The 23,536-nt window shown below is 67.6% G+C and carries 25 protein-coding genes and 1 pseudogene; 15 read left to right on the forward strand and 11 right to left on the reverse strand.

Going from position 1 to position 23,536, the window contains the following annotated elements; translation table 11 throughout:
* The first annotated feature begins 119 nt into the window (after positions 1-119).
* Complete coding sequence (locus A5696_RS06390) at positions 120-1,529, forward strand: alpha/beta hydrolase family protein (protein ID WP_067875082.1); 1,410 nt, start codon at positions 120-122, stop codon at positions 1,527-1,529.
* 57 nt (positions 1,530-1,586) lie between these two features.
* Here the strand turns inward: A5696_RS06390 and A5696_RS06395 are convergent, their stop codons facing one another.
* A complete protein-coding gene (locus A5696_RS06395; RefSeq protein ID WP_067875085.1) occupies positions 1,587-2,762 on the reverse strand; it encodes an acyl-CoA dehydrogenase family protein in 1,176 nt (391 codons plus the stop codon).
* Positions 2,746-3,756 carry an acyl-CoA dehydrogenase family protein gene (locus A5696_RS06400; RefSeq protein ID WP_067875088.1) on the reverse strand — a complete coding sequence of 337 codons (1,011 nt, stop codon included), beginning with the start codon at positions 3,754-3,756 and terminating at the stop codon, positions 2,746-2,748. The genes A5696_RS06395 and A5696_RS06400 overlap by 17 nt, the downstream gene beginning before the upstream one ends.
* 260 nt (positions 3,757-4,016) lie before the next feature.
* Here A5696_RS06400 and A5696_RS06405 point away from each other — a divergent pair, with 260 nt between their 5' ends.
* The 6 genes and pseudogenes from A5696_RS06405 to A5696_RS06425 all read left to right on the forward strand — a co-directional run bounded on the left by A5696_RS06405 (position 4,017) and on the right by A5696_RS06425 (position 8,423).
* Positions 4,017-4,397, forward strand: a complete 381-nt coding sequence (locus A5696_RS06405) for a carboxymuconolactone decarboxylase family protein (RefSeq protein WP_067875091.1) — start codon at positions 4,017-4,019, stop codon at positions 4,395-4,397.
* A 46-nt stretch (positions 4,398-4,443) separates the two neighbouring features.
* A pseudogene (locus tag A5696_RS26935) lies at positions 4,444-4,628 on the forward strand (NAD-binding protein); the annotation flags it as partial.
* A gap of 246 nt (positions 4,629-4,874) precedes the next feature.
* Entirely contained in the window at positions 4,875-5,966 is a 1,092-nt protein-coding gene (locus A5696_RS06410; protein ID WP_067875293.1) for an amidohydrolase family protein, read from the forward strand.
* A 29-nt stretch (positions 5,967-5,995) separates the two neighbouring features.
* Positions 5,996-7,141, forward strand: coding sequence for an amidohydrolase family protein (locus A5696_RS06415; RefSeq protein ID WP_067875095.1), 1,146 nt, complete (start codon positions 5,996-5,998; stop codon positions 7,139-7,141).
* 1 nt (position 7,142) lies between these two features.
* Positions 7,143-7,541 (forward strand): Rieske 2Fe-2S domain-containing protein, encoded by a 399-nt coding sequence (locus tag A5696_RS06420; protein ID WP_067875099.1) that lies wholly within the window; start codon positions 7,143-7,145, stop codon positions 7,539-7,541.
* Positions 7,542-7,556: 15 nt separating this feature from the next.
* Positions 7,557-8,423 (forward strand): alpha/beta fold hydrolase, encoded by an 867-nt coding sequence (locus tag A5696_RS06425; RefSeq protein WP_067875101.1) that lies wholly within the window; start codon positions 7,557-7,559, stop codon positions 8,421-8,423.
* A 26-nt stretch (positions 8,424-8,449) separates the two neighbouring features.
* Here the strand turns inward: A5696_RS06425 and A5696_RS06430 are convergent, their stop codons facing one another.
* Complete coding sequence (locus tag A5696_RS06430) at positions 8,450-8,923, reverse strand: hypothetical protein (RefSeq protein ID WP_067875111.1); 474 nt, start codon at positions 8,921-8,923, stop codon at positions 8,450-8,452.
* Positions 8,924-8,959: 36 nt separating this feature from the next.
* Between A5696_RS06430 and A5696_RS06435 the strand changes: the two genes are divergently transcribed.
* The 8 genes from A5696_RS06435 to A5696_RS06470 all read left to right on the forward strand — a co-directional run bounded on the left by A5696_RS06435 (position 8,960) and on the right by A5696_RS06470 (position 16,332).
* Positions 8,960-10,255: an NADH-ubiquinone oxidoreductase-F iron-sulfur binding region domain-containing protein gene (locus A5696_RS06435; RefSeq protein ID WP_067875114.1), complete on the forward strand. Its 1,296-nt coding sequence runs from the start codon at positions 8,960-8,962 to the stop codon at positions 10,253-10,255.
* On the forward strand, positions 10,252-10,548 hold the full coding sequence (locus A5696_RS06440) for a ferredoxin (protein WP_067875117.1): 297 nt from the start codon (positions 10,252-10,254) through the stop codon (positions 10,546-10,548). Before A5696_RS06435 ends, A5696_RS06440 begins: the two co-directional genes overlap by 4 nt.
* Positions 10,549-10,645: 97 nt before the next feature.
* Positions 10,646-12,304 carry an OB-fold domain-containing protein gene (locus A5696_RS06445; protein WP_067875120.1) on the forward strand — a complete coding sequence of 553 codons (1,659 nt, stop codon included), beginning with the start codon at positions 10,646-10,648 and terminating at the stop codon, positions 12,302-12,304.
* Positions 12,305-12,311: 7 nt separating this feature from the next.
* Positions 12,312-13,190 (forward strand): alpha/beta hydrolase, encoded by an 879-nt coding sequence (locus tag A5696_RS06450; RefSeq protein ID WP_067875123.1) that lies wholly within the window; start codon positions 12,312-12,314, stop codon positions 13,188-13,190.
* Complete coding sequence (locus A5696_RS06455; RefSeq protein ID WP_067875127.1) at positions 13,187-14,002, forward strand: NAD(P)-dependent oxidoreductase; 816 nt, start codon at positions 13,187-13,189, stop codon at positions 14,000-14,002. The genes A5696_RS06450 and A5696_RS06455 overlap by 4 nt, the downstream gene beginning before the upstream one ends.
* A complete protein-coding gene (locus tag A5696_RS06460; RefSeq protein WP_082956555.1) occupies positions 13,999-14,811 on the forward strand; it encodes an NAD(P)-dependent oxidoreductase in 813 nt (270 codons plus the stop codon). The genes A5696_RS06455 and A5696_RS06460 overlap by 4 nt, the downstream gene beginning before the upstream one ends.
* A gap of 113 nt (positions 14,812-14,924) precedes the next feature.
* A complete protein-coding gene (locus A5696_RS06465; RefSeq protein WP_067875130.1) occupies positions 14,925-16,130 on the forward strand; it encodes a cytochrome P450 in 1,206 nt (401 codons plus the stop codon).
* A 10-nt stretch (positions 16,131-16,140) separates the two neighbouring features.
* The gene (locus A5696_RS06470; RefSeq protein WP_067875133.1) at positions 16,141-16,332 is read left to right on the forward strand and encodes a ferredoxin; all 192 of its coding nucleotides are present in this window, start codon (positions 16,141-16,143) and stop codon (positions 16,330-16,332) included.
* A 4-nt stretch (positions 16,333-16,336) separates the two neighbouring features.
* Here the strand turns inward: A5696_RS06470 and A5696_RS06475 are convergent, their stop codons facing one another.
* The 8 genes from A5696_RS06475 to A5696_RS06510 all read right to left on the reverse strand — a co-directional run bounded on the left by A5696_RS06475 (position 16,337) and on the right by A5696_RS06510 (position 23,316).
* A complete protein-coding gene (locus A5696_RS06475; protein ID WP_231964247.1) occupies positions 16,337-16,591 on the reverse strand; it encodes a DUF1330 domain-containing protein in 255 nt (84 codons plus the stop codon).
* A gap of 51 nt (positions 16,592-16,642) precedes the next feature.
* Entirely contained in the window at positions 16,643-16,843 is a 201-nt protein-coding gene (locus tag A5696_RS06480) for a ferredoxin (protein WP_067875139.1), read from the reverse strand.
* A complete protein-coding gene (locus A5696_RS06485) occupies positions 16,840-18,111 on the reverse strand; it encodes a cytochrome P450 (RefSeq protein WP_067875141.1) in 1,272 nt (423 codons plus the stop codon). Before A5696_RS06485 ends, A5696_RS06480 begins: the two co-directional genes overlap by 4 nt.
* 123 nt (positions 18,112-18,234) lie before the next feature.
* Positions 18,235-18,762 (reverse strand): hypothetical protein, encoded by a 528-nt coding sequence (locus A5696_RS06490; protein WP_067875143.1) that lies wholly within the window; start codon positions 18,760-18,762, stop codon positions 18,235-18,237.
* On the reverse strand, positions 18,759-19,373 hold the full coding sequence (locus A5696_RS06495; RefSeq protein ID WP_067875146.1) for a TetR/AcrR family transcriptional regulator: 615 nt from the start codon (positions 19,371-19,373) through the stop codon (positions 18,759-18,761). Before A5696_RS06495 ends, A5696_RS06490 begins: the two co-directional genes overlap by 4 nt.
* Positions 19,374-19,469: 96 nt before the next feature.
* The gene (locus tag A5696_RS06500) at positions 19,470-20,615 is read right to left on the reverse strand and encodes a thiolase family protein (RefSeq protein WP_067875149.1); all 1,146 of its coding nucleotides are present in this window, start codon (positions 20,613-20,615) and stop codon (positions 19,470-19,472) included.
* A gap of 107 nt (positions 20,616-20,722) precedes the next feature.
* Positions 20,723-21,889 (reverse strand): acyl-CoA dehydrogenase family protein, encoded by a 1,167-nt coding sequence (locus A5696_RS06505; RefSeq protein WP_067875151.1) that lies wholly within the window; start codon positions 21,887-21,889, stop codon positions 20,723-20,725.
* 128 nt (positions 21,890-22,017) lie between these two features.
* Entirely contained in the window at positions 22,018-23,316 is a 1,299-nt protein-coding gene (locus A5696_RS06510) for an amidohydrolase family protein (RefSeq protein ID WP_067875156.1), read from the reverse strand.
* Between the last annotated feature and the right edge of the window lie 220 nt (positions 23,317-23,536).

The following is a 23,536-nucleotide window of genomic DNA, read 5'->3' on the forward strand; positions in this document are numbered from 1 at the left end:
GTGTTGGGGGCTTTTGCGTCTGCTCGCGAGTTCCTCCAAGAATTCGTAGAGGCTTCGTAGAGCCCCGCGTTCGACCCTTCTCCCACATGGCGCGCTAACGGCCGGGAGGAGGAATCACGATGCAGCTGGCCCTGAGCAACCACATTTCGCTGCTGCACGGCTGGGTGCCGATGGCGGTCGAGGTCGTCACCGCGATCGCGCTCGGCCTGGCCGTCGGGTGGCGCTCCCGCCGTTGGCGCCTGCTATGGCTGCCCCTGGCAGCGGCCGTGGGCGGCCTCGCGGCGTTCGGAACGTACTGGTCCGTGGCCGCCGCCGGACTGGACACCGGGCCGGCGCCCCACGCGCTGTACGTGTGGATCGCGCTGGCCGGCATGGCCGCGGCCGTCGCAATCCTGGGCTGGCGCGGCGCGCGCTGGTGGCGGCGGGGGGCCGCGGTCCTGGCCGTGCCGCTGTGCCTGCTCTGCTCGCTGCTGGTGCTCAACCAGTGGGTCGGGTACTTCCAGACGGTGCAGAGCGCGTGGAACCAGCTCACCTCCCGCCCGCTGCCCGACCAGAGCGACGGGGCCACCGTTGCCACGATGGCGGCCAAAGGCATCAAGCCGACCCACGGCAGCCTGGTGCCGGTGCAGATCCCGTCCGACGCATCGCATTTCAAGCACCGCGAGGAACTGGTGTACCTGCCGCCGGCGTGGTTCGCCAGCTACCCGCCACCGGCACTGCCGACGGTGATGATGATCGGCGGCATGCTCAGCTCGCCGGCCGACTGGGTACGCGCCGGCAACGCGGTGGAGAGCGCCGACGCCTTCGCGGCCGCGCACGGCGGCAATGCGCCGGTGCTGGTGTTCGTTGACGCGGGCGGCGCTTTCGACAACGACACCGAATGCGTCAACGGGAGCCGGGGTAACGCGGCCGACCATCTGACGAAAGACGTTGTGCCGTATCTGGTCTCGAACTTCGGGGTCAGCGCCGACCCGTCGCACTGGGGCGTCGTGGGCTGGTCGATGGGCGGCACCTGCGCCGTGGATCTGACCGTCATGCACCCGAACCTGTTCAACGCGTTCGTCGACATCGAAGGCGACCTGACCCCCAACACCGGAACCAAGGCGCAAACCATCGCCAACCTGTTCGGCGGGAACGCCGACACCTGGGCCGCATTCGACCCGACGACGGTGATCGCCCGCCACGGCCGCTACACCGGCGTGTCCGGTTGGTTCGCGATCTCGTCGGGCGGCTCGCCGACACCGAACCGCGATGTCACGACCGTCGACAGCGCCGCGATGGCCGTCGCCGGGCGTGGTGCCGCCGCCGACCCTGGCAACCAGGCGGCGGCCGCCGGTTCCCTTTGCGCGCTCGGCCGGGCGAACGGCGTCGACTGCGCTGTGGTCGCCCACGCCGGCAAGCACGACTGGCCGACCGCCGGGGCGGTCTTCACCACGGCGTTGCCATGGCTGGCCGGCCGGCTGGGCACCCCGGGCGTCGCCCGGATTGCGTTGCCGGGCATGGCCTCCGCGGCCGACCGCCGAACGTGAAGCTGGCCGCACACTCGGCGTCGAGTGTGAAGCTGGTCGCACATTCGAAGAGAAAAGTCAGCCGCGCGGCAGGCCGAGCACTCGCTGGGCGATGATGTTGCGCTGGATCTCCGAGGTGCCGCCGGCGATCGTGCCGGAAAAGCTTCGGGCATAACGCTCGAACCAGCTGCCGAAATAGTGGTCCAGGTTCATGTGCGCGTAGGGCCCGGTCTGACCCGGATGGACCAGCCCGTCGGCCCCGGCGGACGTCAGCGCGAGGTCCATCCCGCGCAGCTCCGCTTCCGAACCCAACAGCTTCAGCACCGAGATCGCCGCCACATCGTCCTCGCCGCGGGCAGCGCGGGCCAGCGCTGCCGAACCGAGCAGGCGCAGCGCCTGCTTGTCCATGATGATGCTGGCGTACTGGTCGCGCTCTACGTCGGTGCCGGGATGGAAGTCGTCGATCATGTTGTCCAGCCGATCGGCGAAGCCCAGCCACATCATCGTGCGTTCGTGCCCCAGCGACCCGTTGGCGACCCGCCAGCCCTGGTCGAGCTCGCCGACCAGGTTCTCCGCCGGCACCCGCACGTCGGTGAAGAACACCTCGTTGAAATCCAGGTCGTCGGCGCCGCAGATCGACGGGAACGGCCGGCGCACCAGCCCCGGGCTGTCTGTGGGGATGATCAGCGCGCTGATTCCCTTGTGCTTCGGCGCATCCGGGTTCGTCCGCACGAAGGTCAACAAGACGTCGGCGTCGTGCGCCCCCGAGGTCCACACCTTCTGCCCGTTCACGACGAAGTGGTCGCCGTCAAGCACGGCGCGGGTGCGCAGCGACGCCAGATCGGAGCCGGCGCTCGGCTCGCTCATCCCCAGCGACGCGGTGATCTCGGCACGCAGGATAGGTACCGCCCACCGCCGCTTCTGTTCCTCGCTGCCGAACGACAACAGCGATGCCGCAACGATATTCACGCCTTGCGGGTTGAAGCTGTGATAGATCCGGCGGCGACTGAGCTCGTCCAGGTAGACGAACTGCTGGAGCACCGTGGCGTTGCGGCCACCGAACTCCGGTGGCTGGCTCGGCAGCAGCCAGCCGTTGTCGAACAGCAGCCGCTGCCAACGACGGGCCCACTGCGGCATGTGGGAGACCGAGCGCGGGCGCTCCAGCGTCTCGCTTGCGTCGGGCAGGTTTTCGTCCAGGAACGCCGCGAACTCCGCCCGAAACGCCTCGACGTCGGGATCAAAAGTCAGCTGCACGGTACTCCTCGGCGATCCGCGCCCGGTGTTCCGCGGCGCCGCCGAGCATGAGCTCGCCCGCCTTGGCCCGCTTCAGCGCGAACTGCAGGTCGTTCTCCCACGTGAAGCCCATCGCCCCGAAAAGCTGCAAGCCGTGCCGGAATACGAGCGACTGGCACTCCCCCGCCGACGCCTTGGCCATGGCGGCGGCGAGTCGGCGCCGCGGGTCGTCGGCGGCGATCGTCAGCGCCGCGAAGTAGGCCAGCGCCCGGGCGCGCTCCACCGCGACGTGCATGTCGGCGGCCTTGTGCTGGACGGCCTGGAACGAGCCGATCGGTACACCGAACTGCTGCCGGTTGCGGACGTGGTCGAGGACCATGTCGAGGATGCGCTGGCAGGCGCCGACCATCGTGATCGCCATGCCGGTCAGCGCGACGTGGTGCGCGCGCTCGGCGTCGACGGCGAGCCGGGCGCTGTCGGGCACCCGGACCTCACCGAAAGAAAGGTCGGCGACGTGTAGGACGGGGTCGAACACCGCCGAGCGGCGGGCCGACACCTGGTTGGCCGCGACGACGAACACCCCGGCGTCGGTCACCACGGCCACCCGGTCGACGCGATCGCCGTCGAGGACGTGGCGCGCGGTGCCGTCCAGCACCCAGCCGTCGGCGTCCCGGTGCGCCCAGACTCCGCCGTACACGGCGGTCCCGGACTCGTGCGGGTCGAACCGGTCGGCGGTCAGCGGGGCAAACTGGCTCATCGTCGCCAGGAACGGGGTGGGGTCGGTCGCGCGTCCCAACTCCTCGAGCACGATGGCGAGTTCCACGGCGCCGGCCGGGTCGTTGAGCTCGGTCCAGCCCTGGTCGACGTACGACTTCCACAATCCTTCCCAGAGGGGCGTTGGGTCGCCATTGTCCTCGGCGACGCCGCGCACCAACGAGGGCGGGCACTGCTTGGCAACGGCGTCGCGAACGGTCTTCTGCCACAGCCGCTGATCAGCATCGAACTCCAACAGCATCCGGGCCGCCTCCTGTCTTCACCGCCTTCGCGAGAATAACATTCTCTAACACGGAAGCGGTAATCTCGAAAAGCGACTATGGAGTGCCCGAGAGCGCCAGATGGTGGCGACCGCCTCGTCGGTGAATCGCCGGATGGTCCGGGCGGCCGACATCACACCCAGACGTCGCTGCCCGCTCACTCAGGATTTCTCCTCGGGCCGTGGCTGCTATACGAAGGTCATATCAGCAGGACGCCCGAAGCCGTCGAAGGAGCAGACCATTGGCCAGCGAAACCTACCAACGAGGACTTGAGATCCGCTCCGCGGTGCTGGGCGAGGAATACGTCAACCGAGCGCTGACCAACGCGAACGACTTCACCAAGCCTCTGCAGGATCTCGTCACGGAGTACTGCTGGGGCGCGGTCTGGGGGCGCGAGGGCCTGACGCTGAAGACGCGCAGCATGCTCAACCTGGCCATGATCTCAGTGCTCAACCGGCCCAACGAATTACGCACGCATGTCAAGGCGGCGCTGACCAACGGCGTCACGCGCGACGAGATCCGCGAGATCTTCCTCCAGGTCGCGATTTACGCCGGCGTGCCCGCCGCCGTCGACAGCTTTCGCATCGCGAGTGAGGCGTTCGCCGAAGTAGACGGGGACTAGGCGTCCACGATGCTGATCGGGTCTGTCGGCTTGGGAAACATGGGCCGGGCTGATGGTCAAAGACGTGCAGCTCTACCTCGACGAGGCACACGGGCTCGGCGTCCCGGCACAGATCGCCGAAACGATCGGCCGGCTGTGGGAGGCCACCGCACGCGACCAGGGCGCGGCTCCGACTTCACCGCGGTCATCAAACCCCTTGAAGAGGCGGCCGGCGTGACCGTAGGCCCGTCGCCGGCCTGCCGGGTTGCGGCTCAGGATAGAGGCGGATGGCACTTATCCACGGCCAGGAGAATGGTATTATCCAGTTTTAAGAACCATACTTGCACGACGACCGCGAAAGTGCCCGCGACCAGGGACGATGATTAATCGAAACGCTTACCGGAACCCCGTTGATCGACCGTTGAAGAGAATGTTAGATTATCTATCATATGGCCCGCCTGGGCCCACTTTGGCTAACCGCGCCGAAGGATGGCATTCGTGATCGAACACGCCGACGGAACGCGCACGCCGCTCATCGACGCGAGCGTGCACATCTTCTTCCCGTCCAACAAGGCGCTGCGGAAGGTGCTCCGCGAGCCGTTCAAGAGCCGCGGCTTCCCCGACTACGAGATGGACTGGTACGGCGCCCCGGGCGGCGAGTACGCGCCCAACACCGAGGGCCCGGACCGCCAGTACCCCGGTTCGGATCCCGAATTCGTTGCCCGAGAACTATTTTCGAAGCGCGGTGTCGACGTGGCGGTCCTGCACCCGATGGGGCGGGGCATCATGCCGGACCGGCACCTGGGCAGCGCGCTGCACGCGGCCCACAACGAGATGATGGTGGCCGACTGGCTGGAGTCCGGCGAGTTCGGCGAGCGGTTCCGCGGCACCATTCGGGTGAATCCCGACGACATCGCCGGCGCCCTGCGGGAGATCGAGAAATGGCGCGGGCATCCACGCGTGGTTCAGATCGGCGTTCCGCTGCAGTCGCGAGAGCTCTACGGCAAACCGCAGTTCTGGCCGCTGTGGGAAGCCGCGGTCGACGCCGGCCTTCCCGTTGCCGCGCACATCGAGGTCGGCTCGGGCATCGCCTTCGCGCCGACGCCGTCCGGGAACACCCGCACCTACGAGCAGTACGTGAGTTTCATGGCGCTGAACTACATCTATCACCTGATGAACATGATCGCCGAGGGCGTGTTCGAGCGCTTCTCCGGTCTGAAGTTCGTCTGGGGCGATGGCGCGGCCGACTTCGTGACACCGTTCATCTGGCGGATGGACACGTTCGGCCGGCCGCACCTCGAACAGACGCCCTGGGCGCCGCGGATCCCCAGCGACTACCTGCCCGGTCACGTCTATTTCATCCAGGGCAGCCTCGACGGACCCGGTGACGCCGAGTTCGCCGGCGAATGGTTCGGCTTCACCGGCAAGGACGACATGGTCATGTTCGGTTCCAGTTATCCGCACTGGCAGTGCGCCGACGCCAAAAAGCTGCCCAGTGCGCTGTCGGCAGAACAGCGGGAAAAGTTGTGCTGGCGCAACGCGGCGGGGCTGTACGGCATAGACATCCCCGCCGAGGTGGGCGCACAGTAGAAGTACGACGTGAGACCGAGGAGTTTCAGATGACGTTGACCCATTCGCAGGAGCGGCTTCCCGCCGCCGAGCGCATAGCCGTCCGGTGCGTCGACTCGGATGTCCACCCGTCGCCCAAGCGCGGCGAGCTCGTCCCGTACATCCCCGAGCCCTGGCGCAGCAAGTACTTCCTCACCCGCAACATCGGTGAGCAGATCTACTACGACGCCCCGGACTACGCGCACAGTTACGCCATGCGCGTGGACACGTTCCCCCCCAACGGCGAATTCCCCTGCAGCGACCCGGACTTGGCGTTCCGCCAGCTGATCATGGAGGCCGGCTCCGACATCGCGATCCTGGAACCGGCCGCCTACCCGGCGCGGCTGCCGGAGGCGCAGCACGCGATGTCGCAAGCGTTGAACGACTGGCAGGCCAATCACTGGCTGGACAGCCACAACAACTGGCACGAGCGGTGGCGCGGTTCGATATGCGCCGCCATCGAGGAGCCCGAGGCGTCCGTGCGCGAGATCGAGCGCTGGGCCGGGCACCCCTACATGGCGCAGATCTTGATCAAGGCCGAGCCGCGCCCGTCATGGGGCCACCCGAAGTACGACCCGATCTGGGCGGCGGCGACCAAGCACGACATCACCGTCAGCTGCCACCTGTCGCGCAGCCATTTCGAGGAGCTGCCGATCCCGCCGGTGGGATTCCCCAGCTACAACCACGACTTCATGGTGACCTACTCGCTGCTGGCCGCCAACCAGGTGATGAGCCTGATCTTCGACGGCGTCTTCGACAGGTTCCCGACGCTGCGGATCGTGTTCGTCGAGCACGCGTTCACCTGGATCTTGCCGCTGATGTGGCGCATGGATGCGATCTACGCGGCGCGCAAGTCGTGGGTGGACATCAAGCGCAAGCCGTCCGACTACGTCAAGGACCACATCAAGTTCACCACCCAGCCGCTGGACTACCCCGAGGACAAGACCGAGCTGACCCGGGCGCTGGAATGGATGGAGTGCGAAAAGATCTTGCTGTTCTCGTCGGACTACCCGCACTGGACGTTCGACGACCCGCGCTGGTTGGTCAAGCACCTTCCGAAGGCGGCCCGCGACGCGGTGATGTACAAGAACGGCATCGCGACCTATCACCTGCCCGAGACCGTTCCGGTCCTCGAGGGTCAGACCCGGGTGCTCTGAGTTGACCGAAGAATCCCAACGGCCCGAGCCCCGCCTCGCCCAGGGCCGCGAGCACGTTGTCGCCACCGTGGACGAAATCCCGCCGGGCAAGCACAAGCTGGTACCGATCGGACGGCATGGTGTCGGCGTCTACAACGTCAACGGCAGCTTCTATGCCATCGCGAATTACTGTCCGCACCAAGGCGGTCCGCTGTGTTCGGGACGCTCCCGCGGCCGCACGATCGTCGACGAGACCGCCGCGGGCGACTCGGTCATGGTGCGCGACCTGGAGTTCATCTATTGCCCCTGGCACCAATGGGGTTTCGAGCTGGCGACCGGCACCACCGCGGTCAAGCCCGAATGGAGTATCCGCACCTATCCGGTGCGCGTCGTCGGCAACGACGTTCTGGTGCAGGCCTAACCACAGGAGAATCGGGTGCCTTCAATCGCGATCAACGGGGGAAACGTCGTCTACGAAATCCTCGGCGACTCTGGCGAGCTCATCGCCCTGACCCCCGGCGGCCGGTTCAGCAAGGAGATCGAGGGCTTGCGCCCGCTCGCCGACGCGCTCGCCGCCGGGGGCTACCGCGTATTGCTGTGGGACCGGCCCAATTGCGGCGCGTCCGACGTGCAGTTCTACGGCCAGAGCGAGTCGCACATGCGCGCCGAGACGCTGCACAAGCTGGTGACCGGGCTGGGCTTCGAGCGCTGCATTCTCGCCGGAGGGTCCGGCGGCGCAAGGGATTCCATGCTGACCACGATGCTCTATCCCGAGATGGTCACCAAGCTGGTGGTGTGGAACATCGTCGGCGGCATCTACGGCACCTTCGTGCTGGGGTCCTTCTACATCATCCCGAGCATCCTCGCGGTGCGCGGAACCGGGATGGACGGCGTGGTGAAGGTCCAGGAGTGGCGCGACCGGATCGAGGAGAACCCGAACAACAAGCAGCGGTTCCTCGACTTCGACCAAGACGAATTCCTCAAGGTGATGCTGCGCTGGCTCAACGCCTTCGTTTCCAAACCGGGACAGACGATCCCGGGCGTCGAGGACGAGATGTTCGACCGCATCAAGGTCCCGACACTCATCATTCGCGGCGGCGAGAACGACATGGATCACCCGAAACGGACTTCGCTGGAAGTCAGTTGCCTGATCAAGGGATCGAAGCTCATCGACCCGCCCTGGCCGGAGGACGCGTGGGAGCGCGCGTCCGAGGACCGCGCGGCGGGCAGGGTGCAGCACTTCAACATGTTCGACACGTGGGTCCAGGCGGCACCCGCAATCCTCGAATTCCTGGAATCGTAATGGCCCTACGTCGTTTTTGGAGATTCCTACCGGGTACGGATGTGGACCTCGCAGTTGAGCGACGCCTCGAGGGCGGTGTGAACCCGGCTCTCCGGAATCCGCTCGAGGTCCTCCTCGCGCAGCGTCACGTACACGATGTCGAAGCCGTCGCCTCCCGCGGTCCGCTCGATGTCACCGGCGAGCCCGAACCCGGACAACACACCGCGAGCGTCGTCATCGGTTCCCCGGCTGATGAAGGTGACCACACCCGGCACCGGGGCAACGCCGAACACCTTGGCGCAGAACTCGATCGCGGCGGTCCTGGCCGTGTCGCCGTCCTCGGCCGCGATCAGCAGTTCCACCTCGCGGCGGTCGGCGGGCATGGCCGCGAGGTCGTTGCGAACCACGTCGGCGCCCGACTCGCCGACCACCGCAAGGAGCGCGGCCATGCCGTCTCGTAGTTGCGCAGCGGTCAGTACGCTTTCCGGATCGACGTTGACGCGCACCACCGCAGTTCGCATGCGCGCAAGCCTAACCAAGACGATGGCAGGCCAGCCGTGAACACCGCCCACTCCACGACCGTCACCACCGCCGTCCCGACCGGGTTCGAACCCCGGTTGCTGGCCCGACAACGCGAAGACCTCGCGGCGTATCGAAGCTCGGGCGGATACCACCCCCTCGGCGACCCCGGCGACCTGCTGAGCGAGGTCGACTCCAGCGCGCTGGTCGGCCGCGGCGGTGCGGCCTTTCCGCTGGCGGTCAAGCTGCGTGCGGTGCGCGACAACGGGCTTGTCTCCGGCGGCACCGTCGTCGTCGCGAACGGCGAAGAGGGAGAACCGGCTTCGGTCAAGGACCGGTGGCTGCTGCGTAACCGCCCGCACCTGGTCCTGGACGGCCTGCGGCTGGCCGCGGCGATGGTCGGTGCCGACCGCGCCTACGTTTTCGTGTCCGATCCGGAGTCGGCGCACAACGTCGAGACCGCGCTCGGCGAGCTCGATCCCGTTGCGCTGGGCGGTATCACGGTCGGCATGGTAACGGTGCAGCCCGGATACGTGGCCGGCGAGGAGACCGCCGCGGTCCGCGCGATCAACGGCGGCCCGGCCAAGCCGACCGACAAGCCGCCGCGCCCCTTCGAGGCGGGCGTGGACGATCTGCCCACGCTGGTGAGCAATGTCGAAACCTTGGCCAACCTGCCCTACCTGCAGCGCCACGGTTCGGCGGCGTTCCGCTCGCAGGGCACCGCGCTGTCCCCGGGGACCTTCCTGGCCACCATCACCGGCGCCGGCCGGCCGCCGGTGCTCTACGAGCTGCCGCACGGCCTGCCCTTTACCGAACTGCTTGCGCTGCACCAGGTTTCGCCGGACCAGGTCCGCGGGGCCCTGATGGGCGGGTATTTCGCCGGCCTGCTCAACCGCAGGGTGCTGGAGACGACCCTGGACCACGAGACGATGCGGCGGCTCGGCAGCGGCCTGGGCTGCGGCGCGATCTCGGTCATCACCGACGACTGCCCCGTGGCGGTCGCGGCGTCGGTGCTGGCCTACTTCGACCGCGAAAACGCCGGGCAATGCGGGTCATGCTTCAACGGGACGGCCGCGATGGCCGCCGCCGCCGGCGCGCTGCGGGACGGCGCGGCGACGACGGAAGACGTCGACCGGTTGCGCCGCTGGTCGGTGCTGCTGCGGGGCCGCGGCGCGTGCGCGACGCTGGACGCCGCCACCAACGTGGCCGCCACCCTGCTCGATCAGTTCCCGGGCGAGGTCGCCGCGCATCTCGGCGGCACGTGCCCGGACTGCATCCGTGGCGCCTTCCGCGCCGACCGTCCCTACGAGGCGGAAGCTGTGGGACAAGCATGAGAATTCGTCTGGACCGCACCGTGTGCGACGGCTTCGGCATCTGCGCCAAGTACGCGCCCGGATACTTCTCGCTCGACGACTGGGGATACGCCTCCCTCATCGGGGACGGCACGGTGGCAGAGTCGGATCGCGACGCCGTCATGCGCGCGCTCATGGATTGCCCGGTGCACGCCATCGCCGAGATCGGCGAGCGGATATCCCGCGCCCCCGAACTGCCGCTCGCCGAGGCAGAGGATCCGGCCGAGCACCTCAAGACGGAAAAGAACGAGGCGGAGTGGGGCTTCACGCGCTGACGCGCACGTCCTGGATCGTGCGCACGCGGAAGTGATAACGTAATTCTCCGATTTGTATAACGGCCCTACCAGGACTTCGGCCGACTTCGGAGGTGACGTGTCAGCAGCAGCACCGGGACGGCCGTTGCCCCTGATCACGCTGGACAACGAATTCTTCTGGGCGTCGGGAGCCGACGGCACGCTGCGGTTTCAGGAATGCAGGGCCTGCGACTCGCTGATCCATCCCCCGGCGCCGGTGTGCCGGTATTGCCGCGCCCGCGACGTGGGCGTGCGGGCCGTCTCCGGGAGGGCGACGCTGGCCGGGTTCACGGTGAACCACCGATTCAGCCTGCCCGGCATGCCCGCCCCGTACGTGGTCGCGCAGGTCGCGATCGCGGATGATCCCCGGGTCCGGCTGACCACCAACATCGTCGAGTGCGATCCCGACGGGCTCGAGCTCGGCCAGCAGGTGGAGGTCGTCTTCGAGCACATCGAGGACGTCTGGCTGCCGCTGTTCCGGCCGGTTCCGGCCACCGAACCCGGACCCCTGCCGACCGACGAGATCGCTCCCGAGCGGTTCGGCGAACACGTCAGCCCCATGCTGACGACGGAGAAGTTCGAGGACAAGGTCGCGCTCACAGGAATCGGCATGTCGCCGATCGGACGCCGGCTGATGGAGCCGCCGCTGTCGCTGACGGTGCAGGCGTGCGAGGCGGCGATCGCCGATGCCGGGCTGACGTACGCCGACATCGACGGCCTGTCGACCTACCCCGGCGGCGGCAACCTCGGCGGCTTCGGCGAGGGCGGGGTCACCGCGCTGGAGGCGGCGCTGGGGATCCGCCCCACGTGGCACAACGGCGGCATCGAAACGTTCGGCCCCGGCGGATCGGTGATCGCCGCGATGCTCGCCGTCGCGTGCGGGCTGGCCCGGCACGTGCTGTGCTTCAGGACCTTGTGGGAGGCCACCCACGGCGAGCTGATGAAGCAGGGCAAGATCACCCCCTCGATGGGCCGCATCGCCGGCTGGACGTACCCGTTCGGCGCCACCTCGGCCGCACACACCCTGGCGATGAACGCGCAGCGGCACTTTCACCGTTACGGCACAACGAAAGAGACGCTGGGCTGGATCGCGCTGAACCAGCGTGCCAACGCCGAGCTCAACCCCACCGCGGTCTATCGCACCCCGATGACGATGGACGACTATCTGGGTGCGCGGCCCATCACCACTCCGTTCGGGCTCTACGACTGCGACGTGCCCTGCGACGGCGCGATCGCCGTCATCGTCTCGGCCGTCGACGCCGCGCGCGACCTGGCCAAGCCGCCCGTGTTGGTGGAGGCGGTGGGTACGCAGATCATCGAGCGAATCGACTGGGACCAAAGCACGCTCACCCACGAGCCGCAGGTGCTGGGCCAGGCCGCGCACGTCTGGACCCGCACGTCGCTGCGCCCCACCGACGTCGACGTCGCCGAACTCTACGACGGCTTCACCATGAACTGCCTGTCCTGGATCGAGGCGCTGGGCTTCTGCGGCATCGGCGAGGCCAGGGATTTTCTCGACGGCGGCAAGAACATCGCCCGCGACGGCCTGCTGCCGCTCAACACGCACGGCGGCCAGCTGTCGCACGGCCGCACCCACGGCATGGGGCTGCTGCACGAAGCCATCAGCCAGCTGCGCGGTGAGGCCGGCGACCGGCAGGTCGCCGGCGCCCGTGTCGGCGTCGTCAGCAGCGGCGGCCTCACCCCCAGCGGCGTCCTGCTGCTGCGAGCCCCGGAATGAGGCGAGCATGAGCGCGGTTCGGCCCCGGTTGGTGATCGTCGACGGGGTGCCGATGTCGGCGCTGGTCGCGGAGGCGGCCGACCCGAAGGCCGTCATCGTGGCCATCCACGGGGGCGGCACCACCGCGGTCTATTTCGACTGCCCCGGCCACCCTTCTTATTCGCTGCTACGGGCGGGCGCCGCGGCGGGGTTCACCGTGGTGGCGCTCGACCGTCCCGGCTATGGCAGCTCGGCACCCTATCCCGAGGCGATGGTCGAGGGCGAGCAGCGTGTCAACCTGGCCTACGGGGCGATCGACCGCATCCTCGGCGAAAGATCAAGCGGCGCCGGATTATTCGTGTGGGGCCATTCGGGCGGGTGCGAGTTGACGATGCGGATGGCCGCCGTCGAGCGCGGCGCCGACCTGCTCGGCATCGAGCTCGCGGGCACCGGCCGGCACTATCACCCCGCGGCTCGCGAAATACTGAAAACGGCGACCCGCGAAAGACGCCCGCCGGGCATGCGCGGCCTGCTGTGGAGCCCCGAGGAGCTGTACCCGCCCGAGGTCCTCGGCGGCGCGACGGTTTCCCCCTCGGCGCCGGCCTACGAGGACAAGATGGTGTCGGACTGGGCCCGCCAAACCTTCCCGGAGCTCGCGCCCGCCGTTCGCGTCCCGGTGCACTTCAGCATCGCCGAGCACGAAAAGGTCTGGCAGGCTGATGATTCGGCGGTAGCCGAGATCACCGCCCTGTTCTCCGGTGCGACTCGTTTCGTCGTGCACCGACAACCGGGGGCCGGGCACAACATCAGCCTGGGTCACACCGCCCCGGACTATCACGCGGAGGTTCTTTCGTTCGCGGACGAATGCGTGGCGGCCCGAACGCAAGACGATCTGGAGGCCGGATGAGGGTCGGATTCATCGGGCTGGGCAGCCAGGGCGGCCCGATGGCACGGCGGATCGTCGAGGCCGGCTACCAGACGACGCTATGGGCACGCAGGCCCGCGACGCTCGAGCCGTTCGCCGACACCCCGGCCACCCTCGCCGCGTCGCCGGCCGACCTCGCCGCGGCCAGCGACCTGGTCTGCCTGTGCGTGGTCGGCGACGCCGACATCGAGGAACTCACCGGCGGCGAGGGCGGCCTGCTGGCGGCCATGGAACCGGGCGGCGTCATCGCGGTGCACAGCACGGTGCACCCCGGCACGTGTCGCGGCCTGGCCGAAAAGGCCGAGACACGAGGCATTTCGGTCGTCGACGCGCCGGTGAGCGGCGGTGGTGGGGCGGCGTCGGAGGGGCGTCTGCTGGTGATGGTCGGCGGCGACGCCGACGTCGTCGAGCGCTGCCGCCCGGTGTTCGAAACCTACGCCGATCCGGTGGTTCACCTCGGCGACGTGGGGTCCGGGCAGACCACCAAACTGCTCAACAACTTGCTGTTCACCGCCAACCTGGGCACGGCGGCCGCCGCCCTGTCGCTGTCCGAAGCGCTGGGCGTGTCCGCGGACCGGCTCGTCGACGTCGTCTCGCGCGGCAGCGGAAACAGCTTCGCGCTCAACGCGCTTGGCGATGCCGGTGGCCTCGAGCGGCTGGCCGGCCTGGCGGGGACGCTGCTGCGCAAGGACGTCCGCTTGATCGCCGAACTCGCCGAGCGGGCCGCGGCCGAACCCGGCGCGGTGCTCGATGCCGCCGACGCCACGCTGGCTTCGATGGGGCATCCGCGATGAGAATCGGGTTCATCGGCGCGGGCCGGATGGGGCGCCCGATGGTGGCCCGCCTCGTCGAGGCCGGCCATGACGTCCGCGCCCTGGGCCGCACGGACGAGCGGCGCCGCGACCTCAACGAACTGGGTGCCCGCCCGGTGGGCGACGTCGCCGGGGCCGGCGCGCATGCCGACGCGGTGGTCGTGTGCGTGTTCACCGACGAACAGGTGCGGCGGGTCTGCCTCGACGGCGAGCTGTTGCCCACGATGCCATCCGGTTCGGCGTTGGTGGTGCACACCACCGCAAGCCCGAAGACCATCGAGGCCGTTGCAACCCGAGCCGCCTGTGCCGACGATGTCGGCGTCGTCGACGCGCCGGTCAGCGGCGGCCCGCACGACGCGGCGGCCGGCAGGCTGACGCTGTTCGTGGGTGGCGAAGAAGACGCCGTGGCGCGGGTACGGGCGATGCTGGGCTGCTACGGCGACCCGATACTGCACGTGGGGCCGATCGGCGCCGGCCAAAAGGTGAAGCTGGTCAACAACGCGCTGTTCGCCGGCCAGATCGGGCTGCTGGCGGAGTCGGTCCGGCTGGCCGAACGCCTCGGCGTGCCCGAATCGACCCTGCTGAACGCCCTGCCCCATGGCAGCGCCGCAAGCCGGGTGCTGGACATCGTCGCGGCCACGGGTTCCGTCCGGTCGTTCGTCGAGCTGGCCGGTGAATTCGTCGGCAAAGACGTGGCTGTCGCCCGCGCCGTCGCCGCGGAATTGGGCAGCGATCTGGGGGCTCTGGACGATGTCATCGAGGTCGTCGGCCGCTGTGCGAATAAAGCCTGAGCGTTTGACGAGGCGGCGTTTTGATCTTTCCGGTTCCACACGAAAGCGCTACCGTTAGCGTTACAGTCAGGCAATCCGCTGTAACGGTTCAGCCCGCCGATGAGGAGCACGCAGTGACCAAGCCGAAGGTTGTCTTCGATCCGTTCTCCGAGGAGTATTTCAACAACCCGTTCGACATTTACCGGCGGATGCGCGAGGACGCGCCACTCTATTACGACGAGAAAGAGGACTTCTACGCGCTGACCCGCCACGAGGACGTCGCGGCGGCGTTCAAAGACTTCGAGACGTATTCCTCGGCCCGTGGCTGCGACCTCGCGATGGTGCGCCGCGGCTTGTCCCCCGAACAGAAGTCGATCATCTTCATGGACCCGCCGGAGCACCGGCACATGCGCAGCCTGCTCAACAAGGCGTTCACGCCGCGGGCCATTCAATCGCAGCGCGAGACGGTCATCGAGGTGATCGACAAATACCTGAGCGCGGCCGATCCCGACACGTTCGACGTGGTGCAGGACTTCTCCGGGCCGTTTCCGGTGGAGGTCATCACCCGAATGGCCGGGGTGCCAGAGGAATACCGCCAGCAGGTGCGGCACTGGATCGACACCAGCCTGCATCACGAACCGGGGCAGATCGAGATCAGCGAAGCCGGGATGCAGGCCAACATCGACACCGCGATGTACTACTTCGGCCTCATCCAGGAGCGCCGCGCGGAGCCGCAGGAGGACATGATCAGCAGGCTGATCGCCGCCGAGATTCCCGGCGACGACGGTGCGCCCCGCAAGCTCGACGACATCGAAATCACCGCCTTCGCCACCCTTTTGGGCGGGGCGGGCGCCGAGACCGTCACCAAGTTGCTGGGCAACGCGGCCGTGATCTTCGCGCGCCACCCGGACCAGTGGCAGATGCTGCAGGAAGACCGCGACAAGATCCCCGGCGCGGTGGAAGAGCTGTTGCGCTACGAGGGACCGGTCCAATACAACGTCCGCTACACCCTGAAGGAGGCGCACGTCAGCGGTGGCGTGATTCCCCCGGGCAAGCCGGTGTTCCTCTGCGGCGCCGCGGCGAACCGCGATCCGGATGCCTTCACCGACGCCGAGACTTTCAACATCGAGCGCGACCAGACCGAGGCGCAGCACCTGGGCCTCGGGTACGGGATTCACAGCTGCCTCGGAGCGGCCCTGGCCCGCATGGAGAGCAGGATCGCGCTGGACCGGCTGCTGGACTTCATGCCGCGCTACGAGGTGGACTGGGCGGGCTGCAAGCGGGTGAACATGCAAAACGTCGCCGGCTGGAAGAATGTACCCGTCAAGGTGCTTCGGTAAGGGGGCCGCAATGAGAATCGAAGTCGATTGGGACCTGTGCGAGAGCAACGGCGTCTGCATGGGCATCAATCCCGAGATATTCCACCTGGGCGACGACGACATGCTGACCGTCTTGCAGCCGGAGATCACCCCGGAGACCGAGGGAGATGTCCGCGAGGCCGTGCGCCAGTGTCCCCGCCAGGCGATCTCCATCGTGGAGTAGCGATTCAGCTACCTGCCGAAGGCCTTTCGAACCCGGCGATGATCACCGCGTTGCAGTCGGCCGCCGCTTGGCGCAGCTTCGCCGCCTTCTGATAGGCCTCGGACTCGTACCATTCCCGGGCGGCATCCACCGATTCGAACTCCAGCACGACGGTCTGGTCGCCGTGCCAGGCGCCCTCCAGCAGGGTGGGAGCGGTGTCCACCGCCAGGATGTTGACGCCGCCCATCGCCGCCCCCGCGGCCTGGCCGTAGGCCTTCATGCCCTCGGGGTCTTTGATGGCCTCGGTGAGGATGACATAGCCTTTCGCCACTCACGTCTCCTTCGTCACGTCGCTGATGGCCTGCTCGGGGCAGCATTGGATCGCCTCCTGCGTGGCCGATTCGAATTCCGTTGGCACATCGGCGGTTATCGCCTCGGCGTAGCCGTCGTCGGTCAGGTTGAACACTTCGGGACAGAGCGTCACGCACACGCCGTGGCCCCGACAGCGTTGGTCGTCGACCGAGACCTTCATGCCGGCGTGAACTCCAGGTGCAGTTCGGTCAGGCCGCGCAGGATGTAGGTCGGAACGTATTGGTAGCGGCGGTCGTTCGCCGGCCCGTGCCTGCTCTCGTTGATCCTGATGTCGGACGTCCGGTCGAGCAGGCGCTCGATCGCCACGCGGGTTTCGGCGCGCGCCAGCGGTGCGCCCGGGCAGCTGTGGATGCCGCGCCCGAACGAGATGTGCTGGCGCGCGTTCTTGCGGGCGGGATCGAAGGTGGACGGATCTTCGAACCGGCGCGGGTCCCGGTTGGCCGCCGCCTGCACGATCATCACGGTGGTGCCGGCGGGCAGGTCGACCCCGCCGACGTTGACCGGCCTGCGGTTCAGCCGGAAGTCCCCCTTGACCGGGCTCTCGAAGCGCAGCGACTCTTCGATGAAGTTCGGGATGAGGCTGCGGTCCTTGCGGAGTTGCGCCTGGATGTCGGGCCGCTCCCCCATGGCCTGCAGCGCCGCACCGAGCAAGCGGACGGTGGTCTCCTGCCCCGCCGAGAAGACGTTGCTGGCGACGCGGGCCACGTCTTCCACCTCGGGAATCGAGCCGTCGGGGTAGGTGGCGGTCGCCAGGCCGGTCAGCACGTCGTCCCGGGGTGCGCGCCGGCGGTCGCGGACATACTCGGAGAACAGGCCGTAGAGAAATTCCAGCGGACTGTGGGCCAGGGATCCCTTGGTGCCGCCGATGCCGCCGCCCGCGTGCTGGGCGATGCCCTTGACGAACTTGTCGCGATCCTCCATGGGCACGCCGAGCAGGTCGGCGATGACCAGCAGCGTGAACGGGCTCGCGAAGCCCTTGATGAATTCTCCGCGGCCGGGCGCCAGGAAGTCGTCGAGCGCCTGGTCGGCGAGCACCCACATGGCGTCCTCGTTCTCCTTGAGGCGCTTCGGGGTGATCAGCCGCATCATGAGGGAGCGGTGGTTGGTGTGGGTCGGCGGGTCGAGGGTGGGCAGTTGGTCGCTGAACGGCAGCTCGTCGCGATGTTCCTCGATCAAGTCGGTGATGTCGTCACCTTCGATCGGTACCGGGAATCCCGGGAACGGTCCGGTTACCGAGATGCACGACGACCACGTCTCGGCGTCGTTCAGCACCGCACAGGCTTCGTCCCAACCCGTCACCATGGTGACGCCGTGGTGGTTTTCCCGCGTTACGGGGCATTGCTGCCGCAGCGACTCGTAGTACGGGTAGGGGTCCGCGATGAGCTCGGTTCCCCGAAAGAAGTCCATCTTGGAGAAGTCGTTCGCCATCTTGCTCCGTTCGAATCTCAGCAGTGAGAATGATCCTCTCAGAGATGAGTATTACATTTCCACACGGGCCCGAGCGCAGTCAACGACGGGCCGGACCCGCCGACGGTGAGTCAGGCGAGTCGATCAGCCCGCGGGAACCAGGTCGGCGGCGACCGACGGGCAGGCCAGCAGCCCGCTTCGGAAGGTTTCGAGGCAGCCGATCGATGCCTGCGGCGCGCCGCCGCCTGACAGGGCGGCCGTGAGCGCCTGGGCCTTGAAGATCTTCGCGGCCATGCTCAATCGGTGTTGGACCACGCCGACACTGTCGTCCAGCTCGGCGGGCCAGCTTTCCCCCCACAGCGTCACCTCGGTGACCCCGTGATCGAGGGCCTGCAAGACGCCCTGCCGCACCCGCGGGTCGCATCCGAACAGGTCCGCCGCGGCCGCCAGGGCCTGGGGGCGGGGGTGCGAGTCCACCGCGGCCAGCGCGTCTTCGAGGTCGAGCGGCTGGGCGCCGAGGATCTGCAGCGGCCGGGTGTCGGGGTGGTCGGCCAGGTCGGTGAGCAGCACCGTGACGTCCCAGCCGGCCATCGCCCGGTCGAAGAGCCAGCCGCCGGCGAACCGCACGACGTCGACGACGCTCGAGGCGACGACGTCGAGCCGATACCTCATGTCCGCTCGCTCGTCTTCGGCGGCGCGAAGTCCCGCGCCAACGCCTCCGCGTACTCCTTGAACGCGTCGGTCAGCGGTATCGAAGGGTCGAGCAACCATATTGTTTCCATTCCGTGGACGAAGGCGAGAATTTCTACGGCCTTGACGGCGGGGTCTATGTCGGTGCGATAGCGGCCGTCGGCCTGGCCGCGCCGGATGAGGTCGCCGACGATGTCGATCGCCTCGCGCTGGCGGGACAGCATGCGGTCGTGCAGCGGGGCGTCGGGATCGATGTTCTCGATCAGCAGCACGGTGAACGTGCCCACCATGTCGGGCGCCCGGGTGAAGCGGTCGGCGACTCGGGCGATCTCGACCAGCAGATCACCCGTCCGGTCGGCATGGGAGTCGTCGTCGGCGTCGCGGGCGTCCAGCACCGCGTTCAGCAGCTGCTCCTTGGACTCGAAGTGATGCAGCAGCCCGGCGGGCGTGACACCGGCCTCCCCGGCGATCTGGGCGAGGGTGGTGTTACGCCAGCCGTTGCGGGTGAGCAGGCGCTGGGCGACGTCGAGGATCCGCTGCTTGCGGTCCTCGCCTTTGGCGAGCAACGTGTCGTATCGGCGGGCGACGGGCAAACGGGCTCCCTGGTTCGCGGATCAACCTACTGAACACACAGTAGGTTGGTTTGGTCGCTGTGACAAGGGTCTCGCCGGTCCGCGCGCAGGGCCGTTTTAGGAGACCAGCTCCACCAGGGTGGCATTGGCGGTGCCGCCACCTTCGCACATCGTCTGCAGCCCGTAGCGAATGCCGTTGTCGCGCATGTGGTGCGCCATGCGCGTCATCAGCACCGCACCGGAGGCGCCGAGCGGGTGCCCCAGCGCGATGGCGCCGCCCAGCGGATTCATCCGCCGCGGGTCCGCCCCCGTTTCCGCCAGCCAGGCCAGCGGGACCGGCGCAAACGCCTCGTTGACCTCGAAAACTCCCACGTCCGCCAGCGCGACACCGGCCTTGGTCAGCACCTTCTCGGTGGCCGGAATGGGACCGGTCAGCATGAGCACCGGGTCCGCCCCGGTGACGGCGCCGGCGCGGTAGCGCAGCAGCGGCGTCAAACCCAACTCGACCGCCATCTCCGAGGTGGTCACGAGCAGCGCGGCCGCCCCGTCGGAGATCTGCGACGAGTTGCCCGCGTGGATCAGGCCGTCGTCGACGAAGGCGGGCTTGAGCCCCGCCAGCTTCTCGGCGGTTGTTCCGCGGCGCACCCCCTCGTCGGCCACGACCGTCCCGTCGTCGGTGAAAACCGGGACGATCTGGTCGGCGAACGCGCCGGCGTCCTGGGCCGCGGCCGCCCGCTCGTGGGACTGGACCGAGTAGTCGTCGAGCCGACTGCGGGAAAAACCCCACTTCTTGGCGATCATCTCCGCCGACAGGCCCTGGTTGAACGAGAAATCGTCATAGCGCGCAAGGACTTTCGGGCCGTACGGCATGCCGGTCGCCCTGGCCGCACCGAGCGGGACGCGGCTCATCACCTCGACACCGCCGGCCACGACGACGTCCTGCTGACCGGACATCACCGCCTGCACGGCGAAATCCAGCGCCTGTTGGCTGGAACCGCACGCCCGGTTGACCGTGGTTCCCGGAATGGTTTCCGGCCAGCCGGCGGCCAGGACCGCGTAGCGCCCGATGTTGCTGGATTGGTCGCCGACCTGGGACACGCAGCCCCAGATCACATCGTCGACGATCTCCGGTCCAACCCCGGCACGAGCGAGCAATTCGTTGAGGACCACCGCGGACAGGTCGGCGGCGTGCATGCCGGACAACCCGCCGTTGCGCTTCCCCACTGCCGTCCGTACCGCCTCGACGATGACTGTCTCACGCATGTGCTCTCCGATGGCTCTTGGTCCTTGGATCTTGATATCACCCCGCGGAAGGGGGTCGACCGTCGGTGCGCTGAGCCATGCAATCGGGCTTCTGCGGCGCGCCCTGGTCAATAGCTCCGCGGTAGTTTCAGCACATTGGATCCCAGGAAATTCAGGATCATCTCCTGGCTGACCGGCGCGATCTTCATCAGCCGGGCCTCACGGAAGTAGCGCGTGATGTGGTACTCCTCCGCGTAGCCCATGCCGCCGTGGGTCTGCAACGCCCGGTCAGCGGCGGCGAAGCCGGCGTCGGCGCACAGGTACTTGGCGGTATTGGCTTCGCGCCCACAGGGTTTGCCGTTGTCGTAGAGCCACGTCGCCTTGCGCAGCATCAGCTCGGCGGCGTCGAGGCGGGCCAGGGAATCGGCGAGCGGGAACTGCAGGCCCTGGTTCATGCCGATGGGCCGGCCGAACACCTCACGCTCGTTGCCGTACTTCACCGCCTTGTCCAGCGCCACCCGCCCTATGCCGAGCGCCTCGGCGGCGATCAACATCCGCTCCGGGTTCAGGCCGTCCAGGATGTACTGGAAACCCTTGCCCTCCTCGCCGATTCGGTCCTCGACCGGCACTTCGAGATTGTCGATGAACAACTCGTTGGAGCTGACGGCGTTGCGGCCCATCTTGCGGATCGGGCGGACGTCGACGCGGCTGCGGTCCAGATCGGTGATGAACAGCGTCATCCCGTCGGTCTTCTTGGTGACTTCCTCGTAGCTCTGGGTGCGGGTCAGCAGCAGGATCTTGTCGGACTCCATGGCCTTGGAGATCCACACCTTGCGCCCGTTGACGATGTAGCGATCGCCGTCGCGCTTGGCGAACGTCGTGATGCGCGAGGTGTCCAGCCCCGCACCCGGTTCGGTCACCCCGAAGCAGACGTGCACCTCGCCCGTCGCAACCTTGGGCAGCGTGCGCGCCTTGAGTTCGTCGGAGCCGTGCACCACCACCGGTTGCATGCCGAAGATGGACAGGTGAATCGAGCTGGCGGCGTTCATGGCGCCGCCGGACTTGGCGACCTCCTCGAGCAGGATTGTGGCCTCGGTGATTCCGAGGCCGTGGCCGCCGTACTCGGTCGGGATCGTCATGCCCAGCCAGCCGCCATCGGCGATGGCCTGATAGAACTCCGTGGGAAACTCGTGCGCCTGGTCTTTTTCCATCCAGTACTGGTCGTCGAACTTCCGCGCCAACTCTGCCACCGACCGGCGGATCAGCTGCTGGTCGTCGGTCAGCTCGAAGTTCATTCCGGCGCCGGGCACTGCTGGATCTCCTCTCAGCGCGAGCAGACACAAGTGCCCGACACGCCGACGAATTTGGCGCTTTTGCTGGGGGTACCTCCCGCTTGCGGGGGACTGCTCGGCGCCGGTGCGGCTTAGTCCTTGTTGCCCGTGAGGGCCTTCGCGTTAGCCGCGAATTCCGCGAACGACGAGCCCCCTCGGGAGTCCTTCGCGTGGCCCGCCGCCTTGATGGACACGTCATGCCCCTCGGCGGCCTTGCGCAGCGCACCGACGGTCGCCTGTTCGCGCGAAATGTGCGTGAACGGGTCGAACGAGTACCACCGCATCGCGTTCTCGTGCGTCATCTTGTTGATTTCGTCGTCGGGAACGTTGTTGAGGGACAACACATCCCACAGCTCTTCGGGCGCGCCCGGCCACATCGAGTCGCTGTGCGGGTAGTCGGCCTCCCAGCAGATGTTGTCGATACCGATCATGTTGCGCAGCGCCACGCCGACCTTGTCGCTGATGAAGCAGGTCAGGAAGTGTTCGCGGAAAACCTCGCTGGGCAGCTTGCCCTTGAAGTCCTGGTGCGTCCAGGCGGAGTGCATCTCGTAGGTCCGGTCCGCGCGCTCCAGGAAATAAGGAATCCAGCCCGTTCCGCCCTCGGAGAGCGCGATCTTCAGATCCGGGTATTCCTTGACCGGCCGCGACCACAACAGGTCTGCGGCGGCCTGCACGATGTTCATCGGCTGCAGCGTGATCATGACGTCCATCGGCGCATCCGGCGCCGTGATCGCGAGCCGGCCTGACGAGCCGATGTGCACGTTCATCACGGTGTCGGTGTCCACCAGGGCTTTCCACAGGGGGTTCCAGTACTCGTCGTGGAAGCTCGGGTAGCCCATCGCGGCGGGGTTTTCGGTGAAGGTCAGCGCATGCACGCCCTTCTTCGACACGCGGCGCACCTCGGCGGCGCACGCCTCGGCGTCCCAGATCACCGGGATCGCCATCGGGATGAACCGCGCGGGGTAAGCCCCGCACCACTCGTCGATGTGCCAGTCGTTGTACGCCTGCACCAGCGAGATCGAGAAGTCGTGGTCGTCGGTGACGAACAGCCGCCCGGCGAAGCCGGGGAAAGACGGGAAGCAGATCGAGGCGAGGATGCCGCCGGCGTTCATGTCCTTGACCCGCTCGTCCACGTTGTAGCAACCCGGCCGGATCTCGTCGAGGCCGGTCGGCTCGATGCCGTACTCCTCCTTGGGGCGGCCGGCCACCGCGTTGAGCGCCACGTTCGGGATCACCGTGTCGCGGAACTTCCACATGTCGGAGCCGTCCGGGTTGTGCACGAGTCGCGGCGCATCGTCCAGGTACTTCGACGGTAGGTGATTCTTGAACATGTTCGGCGGCTCGACGGTGTGGTCGTCCACGCTGATCAGGATCATGTCTTCTTTGTTCATGGCCAGTCCTCTCCAAGTCCGATCCAGCTGAGCGATTCGGACGCGCCGCTCCGGCACGGCATCGGCGGGTCACCGCCCGGCGCCAAGATCACTATTTTGAAAACTATCTTCTCGTGCAGAGAGAATCAACATCCAGCACTGCCGCCGGGACAGCGCGCCCGTCTGACCAGCGACTAAGTAACCGGGCCGGGTGCAGTCCCCGAAGCCACGAAGCGCCAAC

The sequence above is a fragment of the Mycobacterium sp. E2699 genome (assembly GCF_001666745.1).
In the GTDB taxonomy this organism is placed as follows: domain Bacteria; phylum Actinomycetota; class Actinomycetes; order Mycobacteriales; family Mycobacteriaceae; genus Mycobacterium.